Raw genomic sequence first — 23,448 nt, forward strand, 5'->3', positions numbered from 1 at the left:
CAGTAATAGAATAATGTTAAACACGTCTGCCCAAATCGTCTATTATGCCTCTTTTCCACTCTGCGAAATCGCCAGCAACGATGTGATTTCGCGCGTCGCGGACCAGTCTGAGATAAAAAGTCAGGTTATGTATGCTTGCGATCTGCAGAGCTAACAGCTCTTGTGCCTTGAACAGATGGTGTAGATAAGCCTTTGTATAAATCCGGTCAACATCGCATCCGTCAGGGTCGATTGGCGAGAAATCATCCTCCCATTTCTTGTTGCGGATATTTATCGTGCCTTGATATGTGAACAACATCGCATTTCGTCCATTTCGGGTAGGCATAACGCAGTCAAACATATCCACTCCACGCTCAATGGCTTCCAAGATGTTTTGTGGCGTACCCACCCCCATCAGGTATCGTGGTTTGTCCTTGGGCAGAATCTCGTTGACCACCTCAATCATTTCATACATGACCCCTGTGGGTTCACCGACAGCAAGGCCTCCGATAGCGTTTCCATCGGCCCCCTTGTCGGTTACGTATTTTGCGGCGTCACGTCTCAGATCTTTATACGTACATCCCTGAACGATAGGGAATAGAGTCTGGTCGTATCCATAAAGGGGTGAGGTTTCGGAAAAACGCTCGATGCAGCGATCAAGCCAACGTTGCGTGAGTTGAAGACTCTTTTTTGCATACGAGTAGTCACTTTGTCCGGGTGGGCACTCGTCAAAAGCCATTATGATATCGGCACCGATGACACGCTGTATCTCCATTACATTCTCTGGAGTGAAGAAGTGCTTTGACCCGTCGATATGCGACCTGAATTCACAACCCTCCTCGCGAAGCTTTCTGATGCCTGTGAGAGAAAAGACCTGGAATCCTCCAGAGTCTGTCAGGATTGGACGTTCCCATCCATTGAAGCCGTGCAATCCTCCTGCTCGACGCAAAATGTCAAGTCCTGGGCGCAAATACAGGTGATAGGTATTCCCTAAGATTATCTGAGCTTTTACTTGCTCGCGTAATTCAGAGAAATGAACACCTTTCACGCTTCCGCATGTTCCCACGGGCATGAAAATAGGCGTTTCTATCTGTCCGTGATCCGTTGTGATCAATCCTGCTCTTGCATCCGAACAGAGATCTGTATATTGAAGTTCAAATTTCATTATTTTTCTTTATTCTCTTCGGTGTTATCTATCTCAAATACTTGGTGATTCTCAACCAGTTCATCTGTCAAGACCAGATCCCACACTTCTTTTACATTGTCAACATAGTGGAAAGTGACTCCCTTCAGATACATCTCCGGTATTTCGTCAATGTCCTTTTGATTATCTTTGCAGAGTATAATGTCTTTTATCCCGGCCCTCTTTGCCGCAAGGATTTTCTCCTTTATGCCTCCTACTGGCAATACTTTTCCACGGAGGGTTATCTCGCCAGTCATCGCTACCTTGTCACGCACCTTCCGTTGGGTAAGTGCAGAGGCTATCGAAGTGGATATGGTTATTCCTGCTGACGGACCGTCCTTGGGAGTCGCTCCTTCCGGCACGTGGATATGGATATTGTAATTGTCGAAGATACGATAGTCAATGCCAAGCATATCGACATGTGACTTTACGTACTCAAGGGCAAGAATGGCCGACTCTTTCATTACATCACCGAGGTTGCCGGTAAGTGTGAGCTTCGAGCCTTTTCCCTTGCTAAGGCTTGTCTCTATGAACAGAATGTCGCCACCCACGCTGGTCCATGCCAAGCCAGTAACCACGCCAGCATAGTCGTTACCTTGATAAATATCACGATAATATGGCGGCTTGCCTAACAATTCCTCTATCTCAAGAGGCGTAATCTTGGCAAAAGGCAAATGCCCCTCTGAAGCGTATCTGAACGCCACTTTTCTCAGTGTCTTGTCTATCTGTTTTTCAAGTTGGCGCACACCGCTCTCACGGGTATATTGCTCGATGATTTTCTCAATGGCAGATTTCGAAAACGAGATCTTTCCTTTGTTTTTCAAGCCCGTAGCTTCCATCTGCCGTGGTATGAGGTGTCGTTTGGCAATCTCGATTTTCTCCTCTGTAATATAGCCTGACACTTCGATTATTTCCATTCGGTCGAGTAGGGGACGAGGAATTGTGTTTAGGTCGTTTGCCGTGGCTATAAAGAGTACTTTCGAGAGGTCGTAATCAACATCAAGATAGTTGTCGTGGAAGGCGTTGTTTTGCTCAGGGTCGAGCACTTCAAGCAGTGCGGAAGCGGGATCTCCGTTCACCACACTTTGAGTTACCTTGTCAATCTCGTCAAGAATGAACACAGGATTTGATGTCTCTGCTTTCTGTATTCCCTTGATGATTCGTCCCGGCATGGCTCCGATATACGTCCGTCTATGGCCACGTATCTCAGCTTCGTCGTGAAGACCACCTAACGACACTCGCACATATTTCCTGCGTAAAGAGTCGGCTATACTTTTCCCCAAACTGGTCTTTCCTACACCTGGAGGTCCATAGAGGCAAATAATAGGAGATTTCAGGTCTCCCCGCAAACTCAAAACGGCAATATATTCCAATATTCTTTCCTTCACCTTCTCCATTCCATAATGAGCGCAATCCATAACTCGTTGGGCTCGTGTGAGATTATGGTCGTCTTTACTATATACTCCCCAGGGAAGTGAAGCAAAAGTCTGAAGATAAGTTAACTGTACGTTGTAATCAGGGCTTTGAGGATTAAGCTGCTCCAGTTTGTCAAGTTCTTTATGCAAGGTTGGAAGAAGAATGGTTGGAACAGTCTTGTCTCGCATCTTTTCAAGGATAGCTTCGCGTTCGGAATCTTGCTTTCCGTCAGTTATCTCCGCCTGCAGGTTCTTTATCTGCTGCTGGATGAAGTAGTTGCGTTGTTGTTCATCCAGGTCGTCGCGTGTTTTCTCGCGGATATTCTGTTTCAGTTCCTGAAGTTTCAACTCGCGATCCGTCACCTTCATCAGTCCGAAGAGACGTTCTTTGATGTCAGACTCTCTCAGCAGGTTCAGCCTGTCGATGAAATCGAAAGGCATGTTGGTGCAGAGGTAGTTGATAGTCATCACGTCGTTTTTAACGTTGTTTATTGCATATACGGCCTCGTCTGGAATGTCTTCGTTTATGTGAATGTACCTGTTGGTACGTTTACGAAGGTCTTCCATTGCCGCCATAAACTCCTTGTCGCCTACATGGTCGAGTATCTCTGGTGCAGGAGCGACATTTGCCATAAAGTAGGGAGAAGTAGAGTATATGTCGCCTACAGACAGACGGCCGAAGGCTTGGAGTATTGCACTGACGTTTCCTCCCGGCAACTCAAGAATCTTTATCACCCTTGCATATACTCCCAAGTCGAACATTTCGTTTCGGGAAGGGATTTCGATTTCCGGATTAAGCTGAGGTACGATAGCAATAAAGCCTTTGTTCTTTTCGTATTCGCGAACAAGGGTTAGGCTTGAATGACGTGCTACAAATATTGTTGTCACAATGCCGGGATAAGGCACGATATTTCGCGTGACCAATAGTGGGACTTGCGTAGGCATGTCTTCTCTTGACATCTCCACGAAATCGCCATCAACATCGGCTATCATTGAGAAAGCATTATTGTGATTGTTGTCCATTGCTGTATCTTAAAAAAAATGATGGCAAACATCTAAAGGATGCTGCCATCACACTGTTGTTTGTACGCCTGCAGGGGCTCGAACCCTGGACACCCTGATTAAGAGTCAGGTGCTCTACCAACTGAGCTACAAGCGCTCCTGATCTTATTGTTTTTCGTACGCCTGCAGGGGCTCGAACCCTGGACACCCTGATTAAGAGTCAGGTGCTCTACCAACTGAGCTACAAGCGCTAAATAGAGACGATTTGGATATTTCCATTCAAAAGATGTACGCCTGCAGGGGCTCGAACCCTGGACACCCTGATTAAGAGTCAGGTGCTCTACCAACTGAGCTACAAGCGCATCACTTTCGTGTTTTGCGGGTGCAAAGGTACTGCTTTTTTTTATAACAACCAAATTTTTTCCATTTTTTTTTGTTTTTTCTCTACTTTTTCTTTCCTTAATATATATAATAAGGTGAATAATATTATTAAATGTATGAATCTTGCCTTCTTTTGTCAAAGAATCTATGATTTAGACTTCAGAAATTGTTAAATTATGCTTGGTCGTAATCAACGTTATGATAAATATAGTTTTTATTTTTCTAACCAAGGATATATCTCCCTTGGTTAGAAATAACTCGGTAACTTGTCAACTATCAATAATCTTGTCAACTATCATTGAACTATTCTTTGCATATTCAGTTCAGTGATTTTGTCGTCTGAAGAGATTTTTGCAGAAATCTTATACGTGTTGAATGAGTTGTCAGATGGATCTGTACATTCTGTAGTTTGGTCAACGGAGAAATTGACGCTGTATGAGAACGAGCCATTGCCATCGTCTTTTTTCTCAATCTTCCAGTCGTTGTTCATTCTGTATTCAATCCTTGACACTTCAGGGTTCTGGTGCAGTTTATTCATATAGCCGATGACATCTGTCTTCGACGCGTTTGCCTTATGTAGGAAACTTGTCATGATATTGTCAACACAAGAAGTCAGTGTTGGTTCGTCTCCATTTCCTAGGGCATTGAAGAACGTAGAGAACAGATTGCTGACACGAGCCTTGTCGTCGTTGTTCACTTTTTTTGCATCCAGTTGCGTGTAAGCGTCGTTAGCCTGGTCAATATACATTCCGTCAGCGTGTTCATCAATGTATTTCTGATATGCTTCAATGGTGTTTTTCTGTGAAGCTTCAATCCAGTCGAGAGAGTCAATCATGATTTTTGCCTCAGCTACATAGATACTGTTAGGATGCAGCTGTAGGTATCTCAACAAAGCTGATTTAGAGCCACTTGCCACGGCATTAGTCCAGTCGCCATCCACCTTTTTCAGCTGTTCCAGATGGCTTATTATCGAGTCTCTGTGTTCTGATGGAGCATCGACATACATGTCGAGGTAGTTTTGTACTACAGCCGGTTCAGAACTTGTCATTGCGTTTTGATAGGCCTCTATTTCGTTCTTTATCTGCGTCGATTTATAGAAATAGAGTCCTACGAAGACAATAGCCAAGGCTATTATGAACGAAACGCCCCAGGGAGTATAAGACTTTTTACTTTTTCCCGTGCTTGCAGACTGTGGTGCTTTTGTCTTTGAATCAGAATCGCCTGTCACGTCGTCTTTTTCCGTTCCATTCCTGCTATTGCCAGAGACTGTTGTCGAGCTGTCTTGGATTAACGGACAGTGGCAGTTGGGACAAAGAGTAAGATCCTTGAAGACTATCTCTCCACATTCCGGGCACGTTGTGATGTTCCCAGCAATGCCTACTCCACAACTTGGACATGTAGCGGCCTTGTCGCTTACCTGATGGCCGCACTCAGGACATTTTATTATTGCCATATTTATTCTTTTATTTATTATTCTTTTCCTTTAGAGTCACTTGTTTCGAAGTCTGAACTTACTTATGTCGAAGTCTGAACTTTACTTATGTCTATACCTTATTTCTTTCAGCCCATGTTGTCCGACAAACCTGCTTTTATCGATGTAACCATTCACTCCGACGATACGCCCTTTGCACGTATATTGCCACATCAGGTATTCACGGTCGTCTGCGAGGACGGGCTCTTTGTCGTTGTATTGGGCAATCATCAGCGGATAGCCGTCGATTTTGCCCACGAGCCATTTGTTATAGAAATTTGTAAAAGTATATAAAAGAGGTTTCTGCTTGTAAGTTTGCTCAACTAAATCGAGAAACTTCAACAGAGAATCGCAAAACTCCTCGGTAGGGAGTCCGCTTTTTGTCTCTATGTCTATCATGGGGATGAGATCCTGCTCCCCAGGGCGACATTGCGTCATGAAGTTTTCGAGTTGCTTTTGCTGCTCGGTTTTCGGCCTATAGAAATGGTAGCTGCCCACCTTCAGTCCATATTTATGAGCCAGCGTAATGTTGTTCTCATACCTTTCGTCAATTCTGTCGCCACCTTCAGTTGCCTTGAGATAAACGTATGCCATTTTTGTGTTTTCGCCTACCGTTTCCCAAAACACCTCACCCTGGTAGTGACTAAGGTCTATTCCGTGTACATGTGTACACGTATCTTCACACTGTTCATACAAATTTTGCCCTTTTGCGGCAATTGACAGGCCTAAAAAGGCCAATAATATCAGTTTTTTCATGTTATATTTCAAATTTAGGTGCAAAGATACAAACTAATAACAAAAAAATTGTATCTTTGCACAAAAAAGTTGATTATATGAAATATTTATTAACCGTATTATGCGGATTTATGCTGTTTGCCAGCTGTAATGAAGACAATGAAGCGACTAATGACACTGAGTCGAAAGAAAACACCGTGATTGTTTATGTCACCGGTGACAACTCCTTAAATGATTTCGTTGACGAGAATGTGAACGATGCCATTTCAGCCACTGAGCATTTGGACGACAGCTGCCGCCTTGTTATGATTGTTGACAAGCGATATGCGAAACCATATATTCTCGAGGTGAAAAAGGGCGTTGTGGAAAAGAGGACGGATTACGATAAAGATTTCACTATGACGGATCCTGCGGAGATGAAAGAGGTGTTGACTTCTGTCATGAATGAACATAAGTCAAATAATTTTGGACTTCTCCTGTGGGGACATTCCACTGGTTGGTTTATCGAATCAGACAGTGTCAAGACCCGCGGCTATGGTCCTGACAGTGAAAGTGGGACTGGGCAGACCTCATCGAAATGGATCAACTTCCCTACCCTCGCCTCCGTGTTGGAATCTCTTCCCCTAAAGTTTGAATACATCATTGGCGACTGTTGCCTCCTTCAGTGCGCCGAGGTGGCGTACGAGCTCCGCAACTCAACACACTACCTGATAGGAAGTCCTGCAGAGACGACGAGTGTCGGTTTCCCTTATAAGCAGATTGTCCCTTACTTGTTTGATTTTTCAGAATCATCATACTTCAAGATAGCCGACATCGGAAACCACTATTATTATGATACTGAAGAAATAACGTTGCCCTTGTCGGTAGTCAAAACCTCAGCCATGCAGGACCTGGCTTCCGCCACCAAGGGCGTGATAGAGGCAGGGGCTCTCCCCTACCCTGTAAGCACATCTGATGCTGTTTATTATTTCAAATGGTATGATAAGAAAAACGTCAAGACCCCGATAATGTATGACATAAGAAGCATCATGAAGCGCAATGTGGCTACAAACCATTATACCCAATGGGAGAAGGCGCTTGACGCGGCCGTGATTTACAAGAAGCGCTGCAACAAGTGGATCACCTCATACCAATGGACCGACGACTTTGCGGTCACCGACGACAATTACGGCGGCATGAGTATGTATTTTCCGATGGAGAAGATGGACGGAATGCCCTATTACGACTGCAATGAAAACATAAAGAAGATGCAGTGGTATGAGGCGGCTGGAATAGACAAATATACGAAATAACGACAATAAAACAGAGACACATAACATTAAAGAAATGGAAACAAAGAAGACAACAGAAAACGAAGAGAAGAAAAATCTTAGTTTCGTAGAACAGATTGTAGAAGGCGAACTGGAAAAAGGCAAGAACGGAGGACGCATTCAGACACGTTTTCCGCCAGAGCCCAATGGATACATCCATATAGGACACGCGAAGGCGATATGCATGGATTTCGGTGTGGCTGACAGGAATAACGGCGTCTGCAACTTGAGATTTGACGACACCAATCCTTCTAAGGAGGATACAGAATACGTTGATTCAATACTTCACGACATAGAATGGCTTGGATTCAAGTGGGGAAATGTCTATTATGCTTCCGACTACTTCGAGAAGCTGTGGGACTTTGCCGTATGGCTGATAAAGAAAGGCCTGGCTTACATTGACGAGCAGACCTCGGAGCAGATAGCACAGCAGAAAGGCACGCCCACCACACCGGGCATTGCCAGCCCATACCGTGACCGTCCCGTGGAGGAGAGTCTGCGACTGTTCGAACTGATGAACACTCCCGATGCTGTTGAAGGCTCGATGGTGTTGAGGGCGAAGTTGGATATGGCAAATCCCAACATGCACTTCCGCGACCCAGTAATCTATCGTATCATCCACATACCGCATCATCGCACTGGCACGAAATGGCACGCTTATCCGATGTATGACTTCGCTCACGGACAGAGCGACTACTTCGAGGGTGTGACTCACTCCATCTGCACCCTTGAGTTTGTGCCTCACCGTCCGTTATACGACAAGTTTATCGACCTCCTCAAGGAGATGAACGGCGAGACGGATAACATAGCCGACAACCGTCCACGACAGATAGAGTTCAATCGCCTGAACCTTACATACACGGTGATGAGCAAGCGCAAGCTGCATACGCTTGTAGATGAGAAGCTCGTGAGCGGATGGGATGACCCTCGCATGCCTACCATATGCGGAATGCGTCGCCGCGGCTATTCGGCACAGAGCATCCGTAACTTCATCGACTCTATCGGATACACAAAGTTTGACGCTCTTAACGACTACGCCCTCCTTGAGGCAGCCGTGCGCGACGACCTCAACAAGAAGGCTTGCCGTGTGTCAGCCGTGCTGAATCCCGTGAAGCTCATTATCACCAACTATCCAGAAGGCAAGACAGAAGAGCTTGAGGCCATAAACAACCCCGAAAACGAGGCCGACGGCACACACACCATCACGTTCAGCCGTGAACTTTGGATAGAGCGTGAGGACTTCATGGAGGACGCTCCGAAGAAGTTCTTCCGCCTGTCGCCCGACAAGGAAGTAAGACTAAAGAATGCGTATATAATAAAATGTAAGGGATGCAAGAAGGACGAGGAAGGCAATGTCGTCGAGATCTATGCTGAGTACGACCCGACGAGCAAGAGCGGCATGGAAGGAGCCAACCGTAAGGTGAAGGGCACCCTCCACTGGTTGAGCGTAGGCCACTGCAAGAAAGCTGAGGTAAGGCTTTACGACCGCCTGTTTGAGGTAGAGAACCCTTCTGCCGACGACAGAGACTTCCGTGAGCTGCTCAATCCAAACTCTCTGACTGTTCTGGACAACTGCTACGTGGAAGGCTACCTTGCCGAGAAGAAAGTCGGCGACTTCCTACAGTTCCAGAGAATAGGATATTTTACGATCGACCCCGATTCTACCCCAGAGCATCTCGTGTTCAACCGCACGGTCGGATTAAAAGACACGTGGGCAAAGATGAATAAATAAATGCAGATAGACGAAGAATACTTTAACAACGAAGAATTCAAACAGAAACTGAGATTATTCGAGGATTCTGTCAAGTCGGGTCATCCAATATACCTAGATGACGACGACTTGACGGACATCATCGACTATTACAATCTCATGAACGAGGGAGGCAAGGCCATGCAGACAGCTGACTTTGCCCTCTCCCTCTATCCCAGTGCCCCAGGCCCTATAACATACAAAATAAGGAGATGTATTGACGCCAACGACATAAGTAGAGCAGAGGAGTTGCTTGAAAAAGTCACCGACAAGGAGATTGACTACAAATTTCTCAAGGCAGAAATACTCCTTTCCCAGGAACAGCCTGGCCTCGCATGCCATCTGTTGGACGAGGCCATTGAAGCCGCGGAAGAAGACGACAGAGACAATTGCGTCATCGACGCCATCTACCTTTTTATGGATTATGCCTACTATGAACTAGCGAGCAAATGGCTGAAAAGAATTAACAATACGAGAACTGAAGAATATGCAGACCTCGAAATCAAGGTGCTTGGACTGTTAGGCGAGATTGACAAGGTGATCGAGATTCTCAACCGTCTCTTAGACAAGAATCCGTTCCAGCACAAATACTGGAACATGATTTCCTTTGCTCAGCTGACTAACGGCAACTACAACGAAGCACTCGACAGCAGCGACTATTCATTGGCCATCACCCCCGGCAACCCGGGAGGCCTGATGTGCAAAGCCCAGGCGTTGATGAAGAGATTCTATTTCGACAAAGCGGTAAAGTATCTTTACGAATATCTGAAGACGTATGAGAACGACGTCAACTGCTTAATGCAAATCGGCTATTGCCTCATGAACATGTCGAAAAACGACAAAGCCCTTGACATTTATCTAAAGGCAGAGACAAAGTCAAGCTGCGATTCGGAATTCATCGGTTCTATATACGAGAATGTTGCATTGGCGTACAGCCATACGGGTAATTTTGAAAAGGCAATGGAGTATATCGACAAGATCGAGGCAAATTGCGAAGACGCTGAGAGCAAGCACATAAAACTTCTCAGAGGCTATGCTATGCTTGAGGCTGGCAGATACAAGGAGGGGCTGTTCTTGTTGGCCGACTTGCTTGTCAAGGCCGACTACGACCCAGCCGACACGCTGAAGGTGAGCGTGGTGCTATTTGAGAATCACTGCGAGAAAGCAGCCTATACGCTCATGCGCGACAACTTCCCGTTAGATGACGACACCATGGTCTTTGGTTTTGCCTACTATGCTTTGTACTGTTTAGAGGTGGGTGAGGAAGAAGAATATCTGAAATATCTGAAGATAGCCGTCGAACGCAATTCCGACGAGGCCTTTATGACCCTACACCACCTCTTCCCCGAGGGAATGACCCCGGAGGAGTATTATGATTATGCTATAAAAAAGACAAACAACAATTAAATCCCACATGAATTTATCATCGTTATTAGGAAATCTAAACTACGGCACGATATTGCTTCTTATGCTTATCGAAAGCACTGTCATCCCGTTCCCATCGGAAGTCGTCGTCGCACCGGCAGCCTACCACGCAGCCGCAGGCTACCAGAACGTCTTCCTCGTCGTGCTCTTCGCCACCATAGGAGCCGACCTTGGAGCTGCCATAAACTATGCGGCAGCCTACTATCTCGGCAGGCCCATCATCTATAGTTTCGTAAGAAGCAAATGGGGAAAACTATGTCTAATCAACGAGGAGAAAGTGCAGAAGAGCGAGAAATATTTTGACGACCATGGCGTTGTGGCCACACTCACCGGTCGGCTCCTGCCAGTCATTAGGCAGCTCATATCTGTTCCCGCCGGATTAGCAAAGATGAACTTCTGGAAGTTTCTCCTTTACACCACCATCGGCGCGGGAATATGGAACGCAGTGCTTGCCGTCTTGGGATGGTATCTACATTCCATCGTACCCGAAAGCCAGCTTGAAGACAAAATAAACGAGTATTCGGAATACATCAAGATCGTCATCCTCGTCGTCTTCGTGATAATCGTGGGATATTTCGCGATAAGGGCTGTATTGAAAAAAGAAAGAAAGCAAACATCATGAACCATTAAAACAAATAATGTGAGTATGGCAAAGAATAAGAACCATTTAGTTATTATGGCCGGTGGCATAGGAAGCCGATTCTGGCCCATGAGTACCAACGAGATGCCCAAGCAGTTTATCGATGTCTTAGGTACCGGAAAGTCGTTGCTGCAGATGACCGTCGAACGCTTCGCGGGCATTTGCGACATTGAAAACACATGGATTGTCACCAACAAAAATTATACCGACATCGTAAGGGAGCAGCTCCCCGAACTGCCTTCCAATCATATCCTATGTGAACCCTGCAGACGTAATACAGCTCCTTGCATCGCTTACGTCAGCTGGAGAATAAAGTCTGTCGATCCGAAAGCCAACATTGTGGTCTCGCCAAGCGACCATATAGTGACAAATAACGTGGAGTTCCAACGCGTCATCAAGTCGTGTCTGAATTTCACCGCCGAGACCGACTCTATAGTCACCCTCGGCATGAAACCCACACGCCCCGAGACGGGATACGGATACATACAGGCCGACCTCAGCGTCAGCTCGATGCGCAACAAGGAGATATTCAGAGTGGACTCCTTCCGTGAGAAACCCGATCTCGAGACGGCGAAGATGTACATTACCAAAAACAACTATTTCTGGAACTCTGGCATCTTCCTCTGGAACGTCAGCACCATCGTCAATGCCTTTAGGGTCTATCAGCCCGTCATGTCCAGAGTGTTTGAGTCTCTGCTCAACGTTTACGGAACCGACAGGGAACAAGAGGAAATCGACCGCCTGTTTCCCACCTGCCAAAGCATCTCTGTAGATTATGCCATTATGGAAAAGGCGGAAGAGATCTTCGTTTGCCCAGCAGACTTCGGCTGGAGCGACCTCGGCACATGGGGCTCGCTGCTCACCCTGACCAAGAAAGACTTCTACGGCAACGGATGTATTGGCAACAACGTCAAGATGTTTGAGTCAAACAACTGTATGGTCCATACCTTACAGGAAAAGACTGTCGTCATCCAAGGTCTTGACGGCTATATAGTGGCAGAAAACGACGACACGCTCCTCATCTGCAAGCTGTCTGAAGAACAAAGGATAAAGCAGTTTGTCGGCGAGAATTAGCCCTCAAAAAAAGATGGCAAATGCTCTGTGGCGAGTGTTTGGCATCTTTTTTTTCATCTTGTCTGCATATTTCTTGGTTATTATGATTTTTTTCATTACCTTTGCAGACGTATTTAGGTAATTTATTCATTAACTAGACGACGAATAGCAATGAAACAGACTAAGATTGTAGCATCCATCAGCGACCGCAGGTGTAGTGTGGATTTTATTCGCCAGCTCTTTGATGCTGGAATGAATGTAGTAAGAATGAATACGGCACATGCCTCAGCTGAGGGAATGTGGACCATTGTAAACAACGTGCGCGAGGTGTCGCACCACATAGGTATTCTCATCGACACCAAGGGTCCTGAGATCCGCACTACTGGATGCGAATCCCCCATACATTATAATACCGGTGATGTGGTTAAGATATTCGGCCGTCCAGAGATGGACACCGAGCATGACATCATCAATCTCTCTTACCGCAATTTCGCTCAAGACATCCATATAGGCGACGACATCCTATTCGACGACGGTGCCCTCGCCATGAAAGTTCTTGACATCAACGGGCCGGCAGTTATTGCCCAAGTGCAGAACGAAGGCAACCTCGGTTCTCACAAGAGCGTCAACGTTCCAGGCATACATATCGACCTCCCCGCCTTGACCGAGAAAGACATCCAGAACATCAACCTTGCCGTTGACATGGACATCGACTTCATCGCCCACTCGTTCGTGCGCAATGCCTCTGACGTCAAAGCAGTGCAGGACATCCTCGACGAGCGTGGAAGCGACATAAAGATCATTTCAAAGATAGAGAACCAGGAAGGCGTTGACAATATTGACGAGATTATCGAGGCGTCGTACGGCATCATGATTGCGCGCGGCGATCTTGGCATCGAGGTACCCATAGAGCGTATCCCAGGCATACAGCGGAGTATCATTCGCAAATGTGTGAGAGCGAAGAAACCAGTCATCGTGGCCACACAGATGCTTCACACCATGATCCACAACCCACGCCCCACACGAGCTGAAGTGACCGACATCGCTAATGCCATCTACTATCGCACTGACGCGCTGATGCTCAGCGGCGAGACGGCTACAGGCGACTATCCCGTTGAGGCCGTGCGCACTATGGCGCAAATAGCCGAACAGGCCGAAAAAGACAAGGTGTGTGAAAACGACATCGTCATTCCTATATCGCCCAAGTGTAGCGTAAGGGAATTCCTTTCGCGTAGCGCAATAGAAGCTACAGAGACCATGAACGTGAAGGGTATCATCACAGACAGTTCCACTGGTCAGACGGCACGCAACTTAGCTGCCTTCCGTGGACCAAACCCCGTGCTTGCCATTTGCTACAACGAGAAACTGCAGAGATGGCTCAACCTCTCGTATGGTGTCATCCCCGTATACCAAAAGGAACACATTTCTTCTCAAGAACTGTTTCTCGCCGCCGTGCGTATGCTCCGTCAGAAGGGCTACCTCGAACTCGATGACCGCCTGGCTTATCTTAGTGGCAGCTTTGGCAAAGGCGGAGGCACCACCTTCCTTGAGATCAATACCGCGCGTGAGGTGTTTGACAATGAATACAAGTTCCATTTGCCCGAATAACAGGGCAAATGGAACTTGTATTCATTGTCAAACGTGAAATATTTTACATAACACTTGTTTGGAAAAGTAAACCAATCAGTCTTTGACCCGGTCTTCCTTCCCCTAGCCTTTTCAAAGCACAACACGTGTATCCTTCTCATTGGCTCTCGTTTCAAGAAACATGACTCGTGCCGACGCGACAAAATTCGGGACAAATCATGTACAAAACTCAGGACAACTATTGCACGTCTCGGAGAAATCTCGAACCTTTGCAGCGTCGAAAAAACAATCCGTGCAGTGCCCATCAGATTAAAAATATCGCGCCCGTCAAAGAAAAAAATCTCGCTCGTGAGAGCGAAAGAAGAGTCAGTAAGACTTACATTGTACGCAATGCAGCGAGGAGTTCTTGGTTTTCTGTCTTTGTACCGATGGTGATGCGCAGACAGTCTTGACAAAGGTGAACCTTGTTGCGATTTCTTACAATAATGCCTTTCGACACGAGATAGTCGTATGTCTTCTGAGCGTCGTCAACCTCCACGAGTATGAAGTTTGCGTCGGTGGGATAGACCTTACGGCACAGGGGTAATAACTTTATGGCATCGATAACTCGCGAGCGTTCAAGCAATATGGTGCGCACCCACTTGTCAATCTCGTATGGATCCTTGAGGATGTCGAGGGCCTCACGCTGAGCCAAGACATTGATGTTGTATGGATATTTCACCTTGTTCATCAAGTCGATGATCTCCTTTGACGCGAACGCCATACCCATCCTTATGCCGGCGCAGGCCCAAGCCTTGCTCATAGTGTTCAGGACTACGATATTCGAATATTTTGCCAGCTCATGACGGAATAACGGTTGGCTGCTGAAGTCGCTATACGCCTCGTCAACTACCACAATACCCTCAAAGTGGGTGAGGATTTTCACCATCTCTTCGTGGTCGAGGGCATTTGCGGTGGGATTGTTGGGCGAACAGAGCCAGATGACCTTAGTGTTTCTGTCGCATGCAGAGAGCAGACGGTCGGCGTTCAGACTGAATCCGTCGGTGTCGAGAGAGACGCTACGGTATTCCACATCGTTGATGTCGGCACATACCTTATACATGCCATAAGTAGGGTCGATGGCAACCACATTGTCTATTCTTGGCTCCGTGAAGCATCTGTACATCAGGTCGATGGCCTCGTCGCTGCCATTGCCAAGGAAGATGCACTCCTCGGGCACGCGTTTCACCTTTGCCAACAGCTTCTTCACCTCCAGCTGCAGCGGATCTGGGTAGCGGTTGTATGGAGCATTATATGGGTTTTCATTGGCATCAAGGAAGACACTGGCGTTTCTGCCATTATACTCGTTGCGTGCACAACTATATGGTGCAAGATTCCAAATATTGGCTCTTGTCAACTCTTTTAGTTCTTTCATAATTGAATCATTTTGATTGTTCACAAGCATATCAGCACTTGCCGGATATTTCCTTCAGTCTCACAGTCATGGCATTCTTGTGGGCATCGAGCGACTCGGCGGCAGCCATGGCCTCCACGGCACGCCCGATCCTGCTGATTCCCTCTTCGCTGATGTGCTGGAATGTGATCTTACGGCTATAGCTGTCGAGGTTTACGCCGCTATAGGCTGTTGCATAGCCGTGTGTTGGCAGTGTGTGGTTGGTGCCGCTGGCATAGTCGCCGGCACTCTCGCAAGCATACCGTCCGAGGAACACGCTTCCCGCATTGACTACACGTGTGGCAAGGGTCTCGAAATTGTCGGTCTGGATGACGAGATGCTCAGGAGCATAGATGTTTGAAAGCTCAATGGCTTCATCGTCGTCTCTCACTACGACGATCTTACTGTTGTCTAATGACTTGAGAGCCATGTCCTTTCTCGGAAGGAGTTCAAGCTGACGCTCCATTGCCTCTTCCACTGATTTCGCCATCGGCTCCGACGTGGTGATCAGCAATACCTGTGAGTCGGTGCCATGCTCAGCCTGCGACAAGAGGTCGGCAGCCACAAACTCGGCATTGGCATTGGCATCGGCGATGACACACAGCTCCGATGGACCTGCAGGCATGTCGATAGCCACATCGTGAAGGCTCACCAGCTGTTTTGCAGCCATCACATACTGGTTGCCCGGACCAAAGATCTTATACACCTTAGGCACCGATTCAGTTCCGTATGCCATGGCTCCAATGGCCTGAACGCCACCAGCCTTGAAGATACGGCTCACGCCAGCCACCCTCGCCGCAACGAGAATGGCGGGATTCACCTTCCCCTCGCACGACGGCGGTGTGCAGAGCACAATCTCGCCGCAACCGGCTATCTTCGCCGGGGTAGCCAACATCAGCACCGTGCTGAACAGTGGTGCCGTGCCGCCAGGAATGTAAAGTCCCACGCGTTCGATGGCTACGCTTTTCTGCCAGCACTCCACGCCAGGTTGGGTCTCTACACGCACCTCAGAGAATCGCTGAGCCTCGTGGAAAGCCTTTATATTATGGTGAGCCAGGATGATGGCCTCCCTAAGGGTGGCGTCAACAAGAGTCTCTGCCTCGTCCATCTCCTCTTGGGTAACGGCCAGCTGCTCCAGCACTGCCTTGTCAAACTTCAACTCGTATTCCTTCACGGCCTCGTCGCCACGTGCTTTCACATCGTCGAGCACAGCCTGCACGGTTGATGTGAGCGTCGAGACATCAAGGTGAGGGCGTTCGACTATCGAAGCCCACACCGATTTATCTGGATATAAAAACGTTTTCATGTCTTAAAGTATCATCTTTTCAATACTTAATGTATCATCCTTTCAATACTTAGAGTATCATCTTTTCGATAGGAGTGACCAAGATCCCCTGTGCTCCCATCTCCTTGAGCCGGCCGATGATTTCCCAAAAACGCTTCTGGTCGAGCACCGTGTGAACCGAGCACCACTCCTCGTCAGCAAGCGGAATGATGGTTGGGCTCTTCAGTCCCGGCAACACGTCGATTATCTCCTGCAGGCGAGCCTTGGGGACATTCATTCGTACATACTTCTTGTCCTCGGCGCTGCGGACGGCCTCGAAACGGAAAAGCATCTTCTGAAGCGTCCTGCGCTTGTCAGCGTCCATATTCTTGTTGCCAATCAGCAAGGCCTCGCTCTGCATCACCACCTCCACCTCGCGGAGGTTGTTGCTTACAAGGGTCGAGCCGCTGCTGACTATGTCGAAGATAGCGTCAGCAAGGCCGATGCCCGGAGAGATTTCCACACTGCCCGTGATGACGTGAATCTCAGTCTTTATGCCGTGATTTTCCATAAAATGTCGAAGTATGCCAGGATATGAAGTAGCAATCTTCTTTCCGTTGAACCACTCAAGCCCCGGATAATCAATATCCTTGGGGATGGCCAACGACAGGCGACAAGCACTGAATCCCAAACGAGAGATGATCTCAGCGTCTTCGCCACGTTCAACAAATTCGTTCTCGCCGACAACACCTATGTCGGCGACACCTGTAGCCACACTCTGTGGGATGTCGTCGTCACGAAGATAAAGCACTTCGAGTGGGAAGTTTGACGACTGCACCAGCAACGTGCGCTTGCTTGAACTGATCTTGATGTCTGCCTCTGAGAGCAGATTCATGGTGTCTTCAAAAAGACGACCTTTTGACTGTACTGCTATACGTAACATACTTAAATTATATTTATATTTTGAAAATCACGATGCAAAATTACTAATTAATGATAGATTGTGCAAGAATTTTGTTACTTTTGCAACCAAAAAATACGATTTTGTTGATAAAAATAAGAAAAATGAGGCGAAAAGTACATCTTTTGACATTCGCTTGCATCGTTTTATGCTCAGCTGCCTCTCTTTGCTCGTGCGGAAAAAGCAAAGAGGGAAAGGTGGTCACGCCCTGGGGTGAAGTGACCGACACCATCCCCTCAGGCGACAGTTTCGACCTCGACCAGATAGTGGCCAACGGCGAGATTATCGTCGCCACCATCAGCGGACCCACCACATACTACGACCATCGAGGAAAGCAGTTAGGACTACACTATATGATGGCCCAGCGGTATGCAGAAAAGATTGGCGTGGGCATAAGGGTGGAACTGTGCAGGGACACGATGGAGATGATAAGAAGACTTGTATCTGGCGACGCCGACATCGTGGCATTCCCATTGAAGAAAAAGGAAGTCGAGCTTACAAAAGACTCGATAGACATGATGGTCTTTTGCGGAGCCGGAAACGACTCCATAGGACAATGGGCAGTGAACGGCGAAAAGGTGAAGTTGGCGCAGTCGCTAAAAGAGTGGTACAACCCGATGATAATGGCTGAGGTGAAGAAGGAAGAAGACTTCCTGCTGAGCACGCGTAGCGTGGTAAGACACGTCTATGCGCCGATGCTCAACCGCAAGGGAGGAATAATATCGCGTTACGACGGACTCTTCATGACTTACTGCCAACCTATACGCTGGGACTGGAAACTCATGGCCGCCCAATGCTATCAGGAGTCAACTTTCGACCCTAAGGCACGCTCGTGGGCAGGGGCTCAGGGACTGATGCAGATAATGCCTGCCACAGCCGACCATCTCGGCTTGCCGCGCGATAAGATACACGACCCGGAAAGCAATATCGCGGCAGCCGCCAAATATCTCGGACAGCTTGAAGGCAAGTTCTCAGACATCAGAGACCGCTACGAACGGCAGAACTTTGTAATGGCAAGCTACAACGGCGGTTATCATCACATCAGAGACGCGATGGCGTTGACAGAGAAATATGGCGGCAACAAACACTCGTGGAACGACGTGAGCCAATATGTTCTGAAACTCAGCAACCCTCAGTTTTACCAAGACCCCGTAGTGCGTCACGGCTATATGAGAGGAACTGAAACGGAAGACTACGTGAGGAAGATTCGCCAGCGTTGGCAATCGTATAAAGGAGTGAAGAGCCCACGTACCGGATACTCAAACATGGCACCGCAAAAAGCGAAGAAACACAAAAGCAAATATGATGTGTGATTAAGCCATTTGAATAAACAATAATACAACATAGCTATGACAAACATTACAATGGTGGCAGGAGCCAGGCCAAACTTCGTAAAACTGGCTCCTCTCGTTTGGGCTTGTGAAAAAGCGCGAAACGAAGGCAAGGCGATAGGTTACGACCTCATCTATACAGGCACACCTATCGACTCTACACTCGAGCCTATGCTCTTCAGCGACCTTGGATTACGCATGCCTAACATCTATCTAGGCGTTGACTGCGAGAAACTCAACGAACTGACGGGGCGAGTGATGGGCGAATTTGACAAATACTTGGACGAGCACAAGACTGACATCGTCATTGTCGTCGATGACTTGGCTTCTACCATGGCCGTTGCCATCGTATGCAAAAAAAGAGGCGTGCGACTGGCTCATCTCGTCGCCGGAACACGCTCGTTTGATTTCAATATGCCGAAAGAGGTGAACCGTCTGGTCATCGACGGACTCAGCGACTTGCTATTTACCGCTGGAACCATGGCTAACAGCATACTTAGCAAGGAAGGCGCTGAACTGCAGAATACGTATATGGTGGGAAACATCATCATCGACACCTTACGCCACAACTACTCACGATTCTCACGTCCCACACTTCTTGACGACAAGAAGATAAAGGATGGCGACTATTATGTGCTGACCGTAAACCGCAAGGCTCTCCTTTCCGACGAGGCGTATCTGTTGTCGATGCTTACCACGCTGAACAACAGTGTCAACGGGAAATACATCATCGCCCCACTTCGGGGAGTGGCAAAAGAGAAAATCTCAAATATGTGTCAGAGGATGACAAACATACTCGTCGTGGACAGTATGCGCTATCTTGAATTCGGCTATCTCACCTCTCATGCGAAGGGCATTATCACCGACTCGGGAAACATTGCGGAAGAGGCCACCTTCAACAATATCCCATGCATCACGCTGAACGACTACACCGAACACATTGAAACCATCACCAAAGGCACAAATCTGCTTGTTGGATATGATGTTGAGAAAATGGAAATGGCATTGGGCGACATAGAGGCTAACAGATGGAAATCGTCTTCCCTACCCGACCGTTGGGACGGACGCACTGCCGAGAGAATACTGCAGATAATTGAATCAAGTTTGGGGAGGTAATTGGGGAAGTATTAAAAAATGGGAAGTTTAAGAAGTTAAGAAAGCTTCTTCCTTAACTTCTTAAACTTCCTTAACTTCTTAAATCTTATTGATATCGACAAATCCATGCGTCACAGCATAGATGGTGAGAGCCGACACACTTCGCAGATTGAGCTTCGTCATGATGTTTTTGCGGTGAGTAATAACTGTTGAGAGGCCTATGGAGAGCGTGTCGGCTATCTCTTTGTTTATATTGCCCTGGGCAATAAGTGCCAACACCTCCGTCTCCCTGTCAGTCAAGGCAGGATGTTCCGCCATTTTCATGATATTGCTCGGAATATTCCGTCCCCCTTGGTGAGCATGGGTGGCAAGTTGGAGTATCTGTTTTAGCAACTGCTTCTCCGGCACGTTTAACAGCAAGCTATGAAAGCCATTGATCTGAGACGACGCCTCGTTGCTCAACGTCAGGATGATGGTCTTATGACGACGGTCAACAAAAAACTGGCGATGTTCCAGTACAATATGCATTGACACAAAATAGTGAAAATATCCATCCGCGTCATTTGCTTCCAGTTCGGCAAACGACCCGAAAGTGGCAACCTGCATCACGGGCATCATACCCTGAAGGATATTCTTCAAGCCAATGGCGGCAAGAGTATTGGAATCTACAATGGCAATTTGAGGTTTCATTGCGTATTTAAAAAACGAGATGAGAGAGGCTGTTTACACTCCTCTCTCATCTACATATTGATGGTTTATGACAAGAATCCGAGCAAGGCACCGGCTGCAACGGCAGAACCTATGACGCCAGCAACGTTTGGTCCCATAGCGTGCATGAGAAGGAAGTTGTGGCGGTCGTATTCAAGTCCGAGATTATTACTGATACGAGCACTCATTGGTACTGCCGACACTCCGGCGTTACCGATAAGCGGGTTGATCTTCTTGTCTTTTGGCAAGAACAGGTTCATGATCTTCACGAAGCAGACACCGCTGGCTGTAGCTACCATGAATGCACATGCACCAACGACAAAGATGAACAGAGTGTTCAGTGTCAGAAACTCGCTTGCCTGGGTAGAACAACCCACGGTAAGACCGAGAAGCATGACTACAATGTCGTTAAGCGACGAACCAGCTGTCTTTGCCAGACGAGTGGTCTTTCCCGACTCTTTCAGTAGGTTGCCAAAGAAGAGCATTCCGAGCAGTGGAAGACCCGAAGGAACGATGAAGGTGGTCAGCAGCAGTCCGATGATCGGGAAGAGGATGCGCTCAGTCTGGCTAACCTGACGACCTGGTTTCATCTTGATGACACGCTCCTTCTTGGTAGTTAGCAGACGCATCAATGGCGGCTGGATCAGAGGTACAAGAGCCATGTATGAATAAGCGCATACAGCAATGGCACCCATGAGGTTTGGACAAAGCTTCGAAGAAAGGAAGATGGCCGTAGGGCCGTCGGCTCCACCGATAATGGCGATACCTGCAGCTTGGTTTGGCTCAAAACCGAGGGCCAATGCCACCATATATGCGCCGAAGATACCGAACTGGGCTGAAGCGCCGATGAGTACTAACTTCGGATTGGCGATGAGAGCCGAGAAGTCTGTCATTGCACCAATACCAAGGAACACCAATGGCGGATACCAGCCCTGACGTACTCCTTGATAGAAGATGTTCAGCACAGAATTGTCTTCATACAAACCGATTTCAAGACCAGCATCGGCACGGAAAGGTATGTTTCCGAGGATGATACCCAAGCCGATAGGAATGAGCAACAGTGGCTCAAAGTCTTTCTTGATTGCGAGATAGATGAGCACAGCACCTACCACAATCATAATGAGGTTTCCTGCCGTTGCGTTGGCAAAGCCTGTATAGGTAAGAAACTCATTAAAGTTTTCAACTATAAAATCTGTAAATCCCATACGTCAGAACCTTTTTTAACCGATAGTAACCAATGAGGCGCCTTCCATTACAGAGTCGCCGGGATTAACCAAAATGGCGGTGATTGTTCCTGCACACTCAGCCTCGATATTGTTCTGCATCTTCATGGCTTCGAGCACAACAACGGTGTCGCCTACGTTCACCTTGTCGCCTACCTTCACGTTCACCGTGGTGATGGTGCCTGGAAGCGGAGCCTTGACAGCTGTGCCTGCGCCTGCGGACGCTGCAGGGGCTGCAGGACGTGCCGCCGGTGCTGCTGCCGGAGCCAGAGCTGGAGCGGCAACCTTCGGACGTGATATTGCCTTTGCAGGATTGATGGGTTGCTTGAGTTCTACCTCAAATGGGATACCATTGACTGATACCTTGGCGATGTTGCCTTCCATCTCCTCGATTTCTACTTCATAGTCAACACCTTGTACTTTATATTCAAACTTGTTCATATTGTCTTTAATACTTTATTTTTTTTTAATCTTTAAATTTGACTTTGTCGATTTCCACATTTCAATACTTCAATTTTTCCATCGTTTTATTCATGGAACTGTGTCATCTGTGGCAATTCCATGTTCCAGTCTGTTTTCTTTGGCTTGATGGTAATGATACCGCTCTCAACATCGTGCACATTGTCTTGATACTGCTTGAGAGCCATGGAGATGACGGCAATGTAAACCTCCTTATCGATACCCTTGCTCTTCAAGCCGTCCTGGAGGATGACATTTGTCTTGTGACCTATTTCCTTTGTCATCTCTACTGTCTTTACTCCAGCCTTGACGGGCTGTATCTTAGCCACTGTAGAGCGATGCTTCATGAAGAGGCCGAAGAGTGTAAAGAACACGAACAACAAGGCAAGGCAGAAGAATACGATTCCCATGGCCATCACAGTAATACCGAAGCCATGTGGGTCCTCGCGCTTGAGCTTAGCTGTCTTTGTCTCAACGATGTCTGTCATGTTTGAAATGCCAGGAGTCACATGGCCGAGCTGCTTGACAACCCAATTCTCCGAGCCATCTTTCTGGCGCGCGAATGAGATGTTTGGCTCAAGAGCCGGAATGGTGACCGAGTCGATGAGCTGCGTTGCATTTCCGCTGTAGAGACCAAGCCATGTAGGTTTTCCGGGTTCGATCTTCAAGTCGAGATGGAGCGAACCTTTTGACGGTTGGCTGTTACAAAAGAGAACCAAATGCTGACGTCCGCCGAGAGATGTACGGGGGTCGCCATTTGGTATGACACTCATGCGCTTCATGCGCTCTGGCACACTCATCTGGGGATTGAGGACAGAGCGGTCGGTGGTGATAAACATGCCACGGATGTTGTATGTCGTGAACGACACATTGGCAATCTCTACCCACGCCTCACGTTGACCGTATTCATCCTGCAGATTCTCAGTGTTGTCCGTTAGTACCTCATTGATCTTTATGCTCTTTTCTACCTGAGCATGCATCAGCGAGCTTCCTGCCAGCAACAGTGTACCTAACAGTAATTTGAATTTGTTCATTTGTGTACGT

At 47.6% G+C, this 23,448-nt stretch carries 19 protein-coding genes and 3 tRNA genes; 8 read left to right on the plus strand and 14 right to left on the minus strand.

What is annotated here, in order from left to right; translation table 11 throughout:
- Positions 1–16: 16 nt before the first annotated feature.
- The 7 genes from tgt to CIK99_RS10060 all read right to left on the minus strand — a co-directional run bounded on the left by tgt (position 17) and on the right by CIK99_RS10060 (position 6,187).
- The gene (tgt, locus tag CIK99_RS10030) at positions 17–1,144 is read right to left on the minus strand and encodes a tRNA guanosine(34) transglycosylase Tgt (protein ID WP_094381381.1); all 1,128 of its coding nucleotides are present in this window, start codon (positions 1,142–1,144) and stop codon (positions 17–19) included.
- On the minus strand, positions 1,144–3,600 hold the full coding sequence (gene lon / locus CIK99_RS10035) for an endopeptidase La (RefSeq protein WP_094381382.1): 2,457 nt from the start codon (positions 3,598–3,600) through the stop codon (positions 1,144–1,146). The genes tgt and lon overlap by 1 nt, the downstream gene beginning before the upstream one ends.
- Positions 3,601–3,663: 63 nt before the next feature.
- Positions 3,664–3,736: transfer RNA gene (locus CIK99_RS10040), tRNA-Lys, on the minus strand.
- Positions 3,737–3,757: 21 nt separating this feature from the next.
- Positions 3,758–3,830: transfer RNA gene (locus tag CIK99_RS10045), tRNA-Lys, on the minus strand.
- Positions 3,831–3,868: 38 nt separating this feature from the next.
- Positions 3,869–3,941, minus strand: a tRNA-Lys gene (locus tag CIK99_RS10050).
- A 314-nt stretch (positions 3,942–4,255) separates the two neighbouring features.
- Positions 4,256–5,413 (minus strand): zinc ribbon domain-containing protein, encoded by a 1,158-nt coding sequence (locus CIK99_RS10055; RefSeq protein ID WP_094381383.1) that lies wholly within the window; start codon positions 5,411–5,413, stop codon positions 4,256–4,258.
- An 81-nt stretch (positions 5,414–5,494) separates the two neighbouring features.
- Positions 5,495–6,187: a glycoside hydrolase family 25 protein gene (locus tag CIK99_RS10060; RefSeq protein ID WP_094381384.1), complete on the minus strand. Its 693-nt coding sequence runs from the start codon at positions 6,185–6,187 to the stop codon at positions 5,495–5,497.
- Between the two features lie 77 nt (positions 6,188–6,264).
- Between CIK99_RS10060 and CIK99_RS10065 the strand changes: the two genes are divergently transcribed.
- The 6 genes from CIK99_RS10065 to pyk all read left to right on the plus strand — a co-directional run bounded on the left by CIK99_RS10065 (position 6,265) and on the right by pyk (position 13,952).
- Positions 6,265–7,458, plus strand: coding sequence for a clostripain-related cysteine peptidase (locus CIK99_RS10065; protein ID WP_094381385.1), 1,194 nt, complete (start codon positions 6,265–6,267; stop codon positions 7,456–7,458).
- A 34-nt stretch (positions 7,459–7,492) separates the two neighbouring features.
- Entirely contained in the window at positions 7,493–9,208 is a 1,716-nt protein-coding gene (locus tag CIK99_RS10070; RefSeq protein WP_094381386.1) for a glutamine--tRNA ligase/YqeY domain fusion protein, read from the plus strand.
- Positions 9,209–10,633: a lipopolysaccharide assembly protein LapB gene (locus CIK99_RS10075; protein WP_094381387.1), complete on the plus strand. Its 1,425-nt coding sequence runs from the start codon at positions 9,209–9,211 to the stop codon at positions 10,631–10,633.
- Positions 10,634–10,640: 7 nt separating this feature from the next.
- Positions 10,641–11,273 carry a DedA family protein gene (locus CIK99_RS10080; RefSeq protein WP_094381388.1) on the plus strand — a complete coding sequence of 211 codons (633 nt, stop codon included), beginning with the start codon at positions 10,641–10,643 and terminating at the stop codon, positions 11,271–11,273.
- Between the two features lie 24 nt (positions 11,274–11,297).
- Positions 11,298–12,365, plus strand: coding sequence for a mannose-1-phosphate guanylyltransferase (locus CIK99_RS10085; RefSeq protein WP_094381389.1), 1,068 nt, complete (start codon positions 11,298–11,300; stop codon positions 12,363–12,365).
- A gap of 150 nt (positions 12,366–12,515) precedes the next feature.
- Positions 12,516–13,952, plus strand: coding sequence for a pyruvate kinase (gene pyk / locus CIK99_RS10090; RefSeq protein WP_094381390.1), 1,437 nt, complete (start codon positions 12,516–12,518; stop codon positions 13,950–13,952).
- 355 nt (positions 13,953–14,307) lie between these two features.
- On the opposite strand, the gene hisC is transcribed toward pyk, so the two are convergent.
- From hisC to hisG, 3 genes are read right to left on the minus strand one after another with little or no spacing between them, the layout of a single operon-like run.
- Positions 14,308–15,345, minus strand: a complete 1,038-nt coding sequence (gene hisC, locus CIK99_RS10095) for a histidinol-phosphate transaminase (RefSeq protein WP_094381391.1) — start codon at positions 15,343–15,345, stop codon at positions 14,308–14,310.
- A gap of 31 nt (positions 15,346–15,376) precedes the next feature.
- Positions 15,377–16,669, minus strand: a complete 1,293-nt coding sequence (hisD, locus tag CIK99_RS10100; protein WP_094381392.1) for a histidinol dehydrogenase — start codon at positions 16,667–16,669, stop codon at positions 15,377–15,379.
- A 49-nt stretch (positions 16,670–16,718) separates the two neighbouring features.
- Entirely contained in the window at positions 16,719–17,570 is an 852-nt protein-coding gene (hisG, locus tag CIK99_RS10105) for an ATP phosphoribosyltransferase (protein ID WP_094381393.1), read from the minus strand.
- 122 nt (positions 17,571–17,692) lie between these two features.
- Here hisG and CIK99_RS10110 point away from each other — a divergent pair, with 122 nt between their 5' ends.
- Both CIK99_RS10110 and CIK99_RS10115 read left to right on the plus strand, forming a co-directional pair.
- Positions 17,693–18,901 carry a transglycosylase SLT domain-containing protein gene (locus CIK99_RS10110; RefSeq protein WP_094381394.1) on the plus strand — a complete coding sequence of 403 codons (1,209 nt, stop codon included), beginning with the start codon at positions 17,693–17,695 and terminating at the stop codon, positions 18,899–18,901.
- Between the two features lie 36 nt (positions 18,902–18,937).
- Positions 18,938–20,035, plus strand: coding sequence for a UDP-N-acetyl glucosamine 2-epimerase (locus tag CIK99_RS10115; protein WP_094381395.1), 1,098 nt, complete (start codon positions 18,938–18,940; stop codon positions 20,033–20,035).
- A 78-nt stretch (positions 20,036–20,113) separates the two neighbouring features.
- On the opposite strand, the gene CIK99_RS10120 is transcribed toward CIK99_RS10115, so the two are convergent.
- The 4 genes from CIK99_RS10120 to CIK99_RS10135 form a co-directional block, all read right to left on the minus strand.
- Complete coding sequence (locus CIK99_RS10120; RefSeq protein WP_094381396.1) at positions 20,114–20,704, minus strand: LuxR C-terminal-related transcriptional regulator; 591 nt, start codon at positions 20,702–20,704, stop codon at positions 20,114–20,116.
- Positions 20,705–20,769: 65 nt separating this feature from the next.
- Positions 20,770–21,927, minus strand: a complete 1,158-nt coding sequence (locus CIK99_RS10125; RefSeq protein WP_094381397.1) for a sodium ion-translocating decarboxylase subunit beta — start codon at positions 21,925–21,927, stop codon at positions 20,770–20,772.
- A gap of 15 nt (positions 21,928–21,942) precedes the next feature.
- On the minus strand, positions 21,943–22,386 hold the full coding sequence (locus CIK99_RS10130) for a biotin/lipoyl-containing protein (protein WP_094381398.1): 444 nt from the start codon (positions 22,384–22,386) through the stop codon (positions 21,943–21,945).
- Positions 22,387–22,472: 86 nt separating this feature from the next.
- Positions 22,473–23,438: an OadG family protein gene (locus CIK99_RS10135; protein ID WP_094381399.1), complete on the minus strand. Its 966-nt coding sequence runs from the start codon at positions 23,436–23,438 to the stop codon at positions 22,473–22,475.
- Positions 23,439–23,448: the final 10 nt, after the last annotated feature.

Source organism: Prevotella sp. P5-92, assembly GCF_002251245.1.
Lineage (GTDB): Bacteria > Bacteroidota > Bacteroidia > Bacteroidales > Bacteroidaceae > Prevotella.